The 8,488-nt window shown below is 55.5% G+C and carries 6 protein-coding genes and 2 pseudogenes; 4 read left to right on the plus strand and 4 right to left on the minus strand.

Going from position 1 to position 8,488, the window contains the following annotated elements; all coding sequences use genetic code 11:
• The first annotated feature begins 573 nt into the window (after positions 1-573).
• From BMI01S_RS34895 to BMI01S_RS39970, 3 genes are all read left to right on the plus strand, one after another.
• Positions 574-1,833, plus strand: coding sequence for an acyl-CoA dehydrogenase family protein (locus tag BMI01S_RS34895; protein WP_154671485.1), 1,260 nt, complete (start codon positions 574-576; stop codon positions 1,831-1,833).
• Between the two features lie 232 nt (positions 1,834-2,065).
• On the plus strand, positions 2,066-3,091 hold the full coding sequence (locus BMI01S_RS34900; protein WP_028232857.1) for an aldo/keto reductase: 1,026 nt from the start codon (positions 2,066-2,068) through the stop codon (positions 3,089-3,091).
• Between the two features lie 546 nt (positions 3,092-3,637).
• Complete coding sequence (locus BMI01S_RS39970; RefSeq protein ID WP_161635572.1) at positions 3,638-4,465, plus strand: class I SAM-dependent methyltransferase; 828 nt, start codon at positions 3,638-3,640, stop codon at positions 4,463-4,465.
• Between the two features lie 77 nt (positions 4,466-4,542).
• Here the strand turns inward: BMI01S_RS39970 and BMI01S_RS43535 are convergent.
• Positions 4,543-5,125 (minus strand): annotated as a pseudogene (locus BMI01S_RS43535) (transposase); the annotation flags it as partial.
• 124 nt (positions 5,126-5,249) lie between these two features.
• Between BMI01S_RS43535 and BMI01S_RS39975 the strand changes: the two are divergent.
• A complete protein-coding gene (locus BMI01S_RS39975) occupies positions 5,250-5,696 on the plus strand; it encodes a universal stress protein (RefSeq protein WP_081716326.1) in 447 nt (148 codons plus the stop codon).
• 162 nt (positions 5,697-5,858) lie between these two features.
• Here the strand turns inward: BMI01S_RS39975 and BMI01S_RS34910 are convergent.
• From BMI01S_RS34910 to BMI01S_RS44320, 3 genes and pseudogenes are all read right to left on the minus strand, one after another.
• Positions 5,859-6,666: pseudogene (locus BMI01S_RS34910) on the minus strand (IS5 family transposase).
• Positions 6,667-7,343: 677 nt separating this feature from the next.
• Positions 7,344-7,859, minus strand: coding sequence for a hypothetical protein (locus tag BMI01S_RS34915; RefSeq protein WP_244145462.1), 516 nt, complete (start codon positions 7,857-7,859; stop codon positions 7,344-7,346).
• A 194-nt stretch (positions 7,860-8,053) separates the two neighbouring features.
• Positions 8,054-8,452, minus strand: a complete 399-nt coding sequence (locus tag BMI01S_RS44320; RefSeq protein ID WP_409372329.1) for a phosphate signaling complex PhoU family protein — start codon at positions 8,450-8,452, stop codon at positions 8,054-8,056.
• Positions 8,453-8,488 lie beyond the last annotated feature (36 nt).

The raw sequence follows: 8,488 nt of genomic DNA on the forward strand, positions 1-8,488 counted from the left end.
GCACAAAGCCCAGCTCAATGCCATGTGGATAAGACGATGGTCACGAGCGGTGAACCCGGGACCGCCAATTGGAATATTTGAGCGGTCACCCCTCGGCGAAGCAACGAATTCGGCATTGTTCGGACTGAAAGCCAATTCAATTCTTTTGATATTAATTGTCTTGTACCTCTCCTAAACGCGAGGCAAACTTCTGAAGTCGTAGGAAGCGTTAGTTCCATCGACGTTACGACAATAGATTCGTCAACTCGAGGCCGAACCGCGAGTACCTGTTTGCGCGGGCCTTGCACCCCAACCACGCTAGCGTACATGAGGGAAACCCATGGCTCGGCTCAACAATCCCCACTCCCGCGCCCACGGCTACAATTCATGCTTGCCAGAGATGTGAATGCTCGATGTCTGTTACAGAACCAACAGCATATAGACCGCAGCCGCCCAGGGGGGACGAGTAGCACGAGAACCGCGTTATGCTGGTCAATCGTGACGAAAGGCGCAGCAAAACCACCGCCGCATTAAATCTGTCACAGGCAGAAGGAATGCTCGCTCATTTAATTAATCGGACTCACGCTGAAACTTATGAAGCAAAATAATGCTTTGCACGGGTCAAATCGTCCGGCGCAAAATGGGCACGACGCGGAAATTCAAGCCCCCTCTGGTCATGATGGCCCGGAGGTTTCGTCTGTCGCAGCCGAGCGGATCCTCGACGCAATTCAGAAACTTGCTCCAGCCATTCTCGCGCGTGTAGCCGAAATCGAAGCCGAGCGATGCATGCCGTCCGACCTGATCGATAAATTGCGATCGATCGGGGTGTTCCGCATGTTCGTGCCACGCAGCCGTGGAGGATTAGAGTTAGATTTACCTTGGGGACTGGAAGTGATCCGCGCGTTGGCTCGGCTCGACGGCTCGGTCGGCTGGACCGCGATGATCGGCATTTCATCGGCCATTATAAGCCCTCGATTGCCGAGACAGACGTACGATCTGATGTACCAGGAGAAGCCGGACATCATCATAGCTAGTGTATCCACGCCTGGAGGCATCGCCGAGAGAGTGCCAGGTGGGTGGCGGATCAGCGGCCGTTGGCCGTTCGCCAGTTGTTGCCGCAACGCCGACTGGATGGCGGGTCTCTGTGTCATGTCGGAAGGAGGAAGGCTACTCCTCGGACCGGCAGGCGATGCGGGACCACCGTTGGTCCGGGGAGTCGCCTTGCCTGCCTCGGCTTGGCATATTGAAGACACCTGGCACGCTTCTGGCCTCAGAGGTACCGGCAGTCACCATATAGCCCTACAGAACGTAATCGCACCGGAGGCCAATTTTTTCGACTTCCCGGCTGGGGCATCATGCGAACCGGGACCGCTTTATCAAGCTTGGCGGCACCTCCAGTCGGTGCTTATTGGCGCGGTCTGCGTCGGTATCGCCGAGGGCGCGTTGTCGGATGTTGCCGAGCTCGCCCAAAGCGGCAGGCAACAACTTCGAGCGCCGGCTCGTATGCGCGACTCGGAGATGCTCCAGGGCGAGCTGGGTCGAATTGAGGCAGATGTGCGTGCAGCGCGGGCGGCCATGCAGGTCCAGGCGGAGAGTCACTGGCGGCACGCCCTGGCCGACACGCTGAATAGCCAAGCGCTGTACAGCGAGGGCATACAGACTGGAATCTGGATTGCGACGATCTGTTCCCGCGCAGCGCATGCCTGCTTTACCTTGGCCGGCGGTGCCGCAGTGTATGAATCTTCACCACTTCAGCGGCGACTGCGCGATATTCAGGCGGCTGCGCAACACGCCATGGTCCACCAGCGGCACTATGCGGAAGCTGGTCGGATGCTGCTGGAGCGGGTCGCATGAACGTCAAGGTCGCACAAATGGCCATAGAACGCATCGGGAAACGGCAGGAAGCTCTAGGAGTGGCCTGCGCATCAGCCTTCCGCATCGTCATACTCAGCGAATTCTAAGCGCACCAACCAACCTGCAGATCGGTCGGATTCTCATATATGGTTAGTTTTCCGATTGGATCGGCAATGCTACCCCTCGCAAGCACAGCGAGACCGCACCACGACTGTTAAAAGGCGCAACAACGATGCAGAGAATTCAGCTTGCCCCAAACTACGAGATTTCGCGTGTGATCCACGGAGGCTGGCAACTCGCGAGTGGCCACTGCACACCCCGAAGCGAAGATCCCGTGGCGGACATGGTGGCCTTCGCCGATGCGGGAATAACGACTTTCGACTGTGCCGACATCTATACCGGAGTCGAAGAACTGATTGGTCATTTCAGAAGGCGCTATCATGACCTGCGAGGGGAGCAGGCCCTCGCCCGAATCAAGGTCCATACCAAATTTGTGCCGCATTTAGACATACTACGGCGCATAAGCAAGTCTTATGTCGAGAGAGTGATTGACCAGTCACTGCAACGCCTCAACCAAGAGCGGCTCGACCTCGTACAACTCCACTGGTGGGAATACCGAGAGCCACGTTGGATCGAGGCGGCGCTGTGGCTCGATGAGCTTCGCCGCGCCGGCAAGATTGACAAGATCGGCGGCACCAATTTCGACACTTACCATATGCTGGAGATCGTGAATGCAGGAGTGCCGTTTACCTGCATGCAGGTGCAGTATTCGCTTCTCGACCGACGTCCAGCGCGGCGAATGGCTGCGGCGGCGGTCGAGTACGATATCCCCCTCCTGTGCTATGGGACCGTGGCTGGCGGCTTCCTCGGCGACAGATGGTTCGGCGCACCGGAACCGACATGGGAGCTGGAGAATCGTTCGCTGATCAAATACAAGCGAATTATCGACGGCATCGGCGGCTGGGATCTATTCCAAGCCCTTCTGACAATGCTCCGCCAGATCGCGGACCGGCACGGAACCGACATCGCCACGGTCGCCAGCGCTGCGATGCTCAAACGACCGGGTGTAGCAGCCGTCATCATCGGCGCGCGCGACCGCTCCCATCTGGCCTCGAACGTCGCCATTTCCGGTCTCAGCTTGACCGCCAAGGATATGGATCTTATCTCCGGAGTGCTGGCAGAAGCGAGGGACCTTGAGGGCGATGTCTACGGGCTGGAGCGCAGCGATAAGAACGGCGACCGCATCCGCAAACTCTGATTCACCTGAATCAAGGCCGGTATCCCGATGTAAATTGGAGAAAGTTGAATAAGAGACGCATTACCGCCTAAGTCGGCCTTCGGCATCTTGGACGACGACGAGCTACGCGATTGGACAACAATCGGAAGAGAGCCGAGCCTGCGCGGTCGCGAACCTACCACCGCTCAGGTGATAGAGCATGCAGATCTCTTCAGGTGATGAAGGCTAAGCAGCAAGACCACAGAGCCGAGACGAAGTTCCGGGTGCGCTGTGCGGCGCTCGACTAGAACGGATTCGTCAATGCGTGGTAAGACGGTGCGCCAGAGGGTAAGCGTAAAAGCCTCGCTGTTGACAGGCTTCGGCTTGCATGACGCGGTCCGCGTATTGGTTTCTGCTACCGCTCTCCCAAAGTAACCTGGCTCAATCGCATCTGCAGCACCCGCGTCGCGCTTCGCAAGACGGCCCTTGGAACGCGAAGACCCTAGGTACATCACCAGGAAGACGAGGGCGTATGGGTTGCGAAGGCCGCGTCACTCAATCGAAATGAAAGAGTCTCAAGGAGGCAAAATGGGTTACATCATAAAAACGGATGACAGTGCTAGACTAAGACTCGGCATCCAAAGCCGGTTGTACGAACAGTCCAGTGTTGACCTTATAAGCAGAGCCGGCACACTCCGCGGAAGGAAGATCCTTGAAGTTGGCTGCGGTAGTGGCGCAATGACACTGCATCTGGCACGCGCGGCTGGACCTCAAGGAACTGTGACGGCAATCGATAACAGTCCCGCGCAACTAGATGCGTCCCGCGAATTGGTAACAGAAAATGGTTTCGAGAATGTCAACTTTTTCGAAGGTGACATTAATTGCCTAGATCATCTGGATAATTTATATGATTTAGTCTATTGTCGGATGGTCCTCCATCATGTGGCGGATGCTGATCACGCGATCCGTGAGATGGTAAGGTCGGTCTGCCCAGATGGCTATTTGCTATGCGAAGAACCGGTGATCCATGACGGTTCATTCTGTTTTCCACCGTCCGAAGCGATCGATGAATTTATAAGAATATTAAGATCCTGTTTTTCCGTGAACGGCCGGGATTACAACATAGCCTTCCGTATGGAGAGTGTCATCAGGAATCTCGGTTTGCAAATTGAACATAGCCGCTTACATCACCCGTTACTCAATTCACGCCAAGATAAATTGCTTTACGCGATGAGCTTGAGTGACCTCGCGCCACAGATGATCAAAAACGGAATAGTCGATCCCTCGTCAGCTTCTGAACTGCACGAGAAACTAGTGCACTTGTCGAATTCTGAGACGACGATGACGTGGGCGAGGATGCACAGCGTCTTGGCACGGAAGTCTAATGGTACAGAACGACATTATTCAAAGGCTTAGAGACGGCTTCATAAAATCGTCGGGCTTGCTGAATGGTGTTCCGGCAGATAACCCAACAGGCAGCTTAGAAGGCGCTTTGCAGCTCTGTCAATAGCTGCAAAGTGGAAGAGAAAAAGCAGGGAGAACAGGACGAAATGCAAACCAGTCAAGGTTTCTGGCAAACGCTCGTAGTCTTTTGGTTGAGGGAGCCGAAACTGCGCTCCACCACCCAACGACGCGGCAAGAGTACAAAGCCTCCATTCGCCTCCGGCAATTTGACCACTCGAAGCTCGATGCCCTCATCTAGCGCGGCCTCTTCGGGCTCTTTGCCGACGTAGCTTTGGTCAACAAGCGCGATTTTCACCGTCTCCCCCGTGGCCAGCTGGACCGGTCGCGCACAGTTCGCCAACCCGTGTACGCTCCTTTTCACTGGCCAGCGTCACATGCTCTCCAGCGGGCGCCCAAATGTACGCACGGCCATCTTGAACTTCTACCAGTCACAGCCTGTGCGTGGACCACACTAGCACTAGGACTGCAGCGTGCGTCCATCGAGAATGATCACACGGACTGACCCCGGCGACCGTGCGTCACACGGATAATCAAGCGCAGATCACTGATCATGGATTTGAAGCAGCCCGAGGTGCTGCGTCTACTGGTAGACGATTCCCAAGGCGGAAAGTCATTGTGGGTTACCACAGTCTGGCTTACTACCGCTGCCTTCTCCCTTCGCATCGGAAGCCGGATTTCGACGAAGCAAAAGAACTGATTCTCGAAATATCAACTCCACAAGTCTAACGGACTCCTAGTGTCTGACTACCAAAGCATTCTTGTTTACTACGACGGATCGGAAGAAAGCCAGCAAGCTCTGAATCGCATTCCCGAGCTGCGCTGGCAGCAAGCAGGGTGTGAAATCCACGTGCTCGCTGTTGCCGATATTTATACTGCACTCGTATCGACGGCTGGGATCGTGACCGACCTTGCTTGTTTAACATATTTAAACAATACATCGCAGTTACTGGACAACGCGCTTTGTCGCCTGAAAAGCGAAGGCATTAGGGCGAACGGCTATCTTTCTCACGGTACAGTGGTCGAAAGTATCGTTCACTACGCAGAGCGGTTGAATGCTGGCTGGATTGTGGCGGGGTTTCGCCCTCGCCAAGGAATTTCAAGGCTATTGCGTGGCCGCCCTTGGCAATTCGATTTGATCGAACGTTTGGTTAACCGAATGGTTGTTATTGTCTCTAAAACCTGACGCTAGCATGTTCTTATGCTTCATCGGATCATCAATTAGATGCAGTGTCTTCCGCCGTGCCGCGCGAGAGAATTCAGCTATCACACAGATTCCACCTCTCAGGCCAGCGTTTCTGCTGGCGGATCGAAGTCGGCATCCACTGAATATTTCCGCTAGAGGGTGTTAGGCACTTTTGTTAAGGGCTACGAAGTGGACAAGCATAAGCACGGAGAAGACGACGAAGTGCAAGCCAGCCAACGTTTCGGGCAATCGCTCGTAGTCTGTGGCCAGTCGGCGGAAGGGGTTGAGCCAGCCGAAGCTGCGCTCGACCACCCAGCGGCGCGGCAACAGCACAAAGCCCTTTTTCGCCTCTGGCAGCTTGATGACCTGAAGCTCGATGCCTTCGTCGAGCGCGGCCTGCGCAGGCTCTTCCCCGGTGTATCCCTGATCGGCGAACGCCACCTTGACAGTCTGGCCCGTGACCTGCTGAACCTGACGCGCCAGTTCTCCGACCTGCGCGCGCTCCTGCTCGTTGGCCGGCGTCACATGCACGGCAAGCAAGTGCCCCAATGTATCAACCGCGATATGGACCTTGCTGCCGCGTTTGCGTTTATAGCCGTCGTAGCCGGCACGAGGCCCACTCTCGCAGGTCGACTGCAGGGTACGCCCGTCGAGAATGACTGCGCTCGGTTGACCACGGCGCTCCTGCGCGACCCGGATGATCGAACGCAGATCGTTGACCATGGCTTCGAAACAGCCCGCCTGAATCCAGCGTTGCGTCTGCTGATAGACCGGTTCCCACGGTGGAAAGTCATTGAGCAACAAACTGCCACGGCGCACCCGCGCGAACGATCCGGCGCAGCGCGTTAAACATCTCGCGCAATTCGTAGCGACGCTGCGGTGCGTCCTTGTTCATCAAGGTCAGGTACGGAGCGGCGAAGTACCACTCTTCATCCGAAACATCCGTTGGGTATGGCCTGCGTTTTGTCATCCCGCCAAGATACCAGGTCCGATACAAAGTTCTAACACCCTCTAGATCGGTGCAATTTCAATGGTTCAATGGACTAGGTTAGACCTGTTGCGGTCGCCAGCTCAATCTGTCACGCATGAACTTGCAACACGTTGCAAAGTCGATTGCGCAATTAACCCCGAAATGCGCTTCCCGTGGATTCCCAATATCAATGGGGCAGGCGTAAGCTTCATTCCGAAACCTCAGGTGAAGCTCTCCTGACTTTTCGTTTCATCTGTTTGACTCAGTGCGGCAAGTCGCCAGTTTTCAAGGATGGTAACCAAGTTATAAGCTTTACGACATTCGGTGGTGGGTAACGTCCGTCAAAAATCCACGATGAAGGAGTATCAACAAAGCCTTAGCCACACGAGATGGGACTGCAAGCATCTCGTAGTGTTCATGCGGAGTCGGCGCAAGGAGCGCGAATCATCGGTCCGCTCAGGCCGCAATTCGGCGAGATAGTTACGAGCTTTCGTCGCAGACAGAGCCGAAGAACCTAGATAAGCCTCTTCCAAGCGGCCACAATTTCGAGCGATAGCTTTGGATGTGTTTGACCTCAACGGAACAGCATCCATTCTGGCTCGGGCTGAGCGGGCAGTGGATTGGTTGTACGACCCCGAGGGCGAATTGAAGACAAAACCTCGGGGCACTCATCACCGCTACTTCGTGCCTGCACTGCAGCAATAAGCGAGCAGAAATGTAGGAGTCCCGGGCGTCTCTGCCACGATGTTGCGGATGTCCCTGTTGAGCTTGGTCATTGCAGCTGACACATAGTCGGGAGCCGGCAGCTTGTTTGTATTGAAGTCGTGGACAGCCACAACAATGGTCTTGTTGTCTGCCGTCACGGGATCGGCGAGAGCCCGATCTTCTTCCGCAAACCTTTGCTCGCGTGTTGCGACAGCACCGACTCTCCCCCTGCAATAGCCATGGGTGCCCGACATCACGTGGATCGTATGGCCATCGCCCTTTAGCCCCGCAGCGATCTTCTCAAGAGCCGCTGCGACGTCCGTTACGTCACATTCCCCATGGAACCCCCAAACCTGCACAGTGCCAAGGTTGTCGTCGGTAATTTTTACAAGTTCTGCCATATCCATTTCCGAAAGAGAAAGCGCGTCGTGATGCGCGGCGTAATATGGTGTCAACCATTTTTGAGAAGTCAGCAACTCAACTGCCATACGACATCCTAGTGATTTAAGAGGTGCCATCCACTACGAATCAATCTCTCAACCTTTGGTGAGTCCACTTGGTTACCGCCCACCGCACGCGCGAAATAGCAGTGTGCCGCGTGCGCAAGAGAGAGACAAGACAATTAACATCAAGAAAATTGATATGCAGTTCAGTCCGATCGAACTGTGGCGCAGCGGTTTGTTCATGGTCCGGTGTAAGCATTTCCACTGGCGCTTGCCCTTGATGTAGCTTCTCCGTGCGGCGGCTTTTGCAGTCCCGTAGGCCGACGCGGCGTTTCGAACCATTCGCCTTTTCGAGCCGTATTGTGTCTGGGTCTTTTCAGGCGGGGCTTTGCTCGAGCCAGTCCCTCGTCGCATGTCGAATGTCGATACCGTTGACAAGGTAGACAGTGAACTCCGCGATTTTCTTCATGTTCACCGATGCGCTCGATATCCCTCCCGATGACCAGGTACTCGAGGCCATTCGGAATGACTCGCGCGCTCGCCGTCTTTTCTGTGGCCGGTGTGCGCGTAAAGTCCCGAAACTCGTTGCCGATGACTGCGTCGTAACGGACAATCTGCGGAGCGGCGACAGTGTTCATGCGCGCAAAGACATCGCGGGCCGTCCGAAGGATATC

It is taken from the genome of Paraburkholderia mimosarum LMG 23256 = NBRC 106338, assembly GCF_000739815.1.
Classification (GTDB): domain Bacteria; phylum Pseudomonadota; class Gammaproteobacteria; order Burkholderiales; family Burkholderiaceae; genus Paraburkholderia; species Paraburkholderia mimosarum.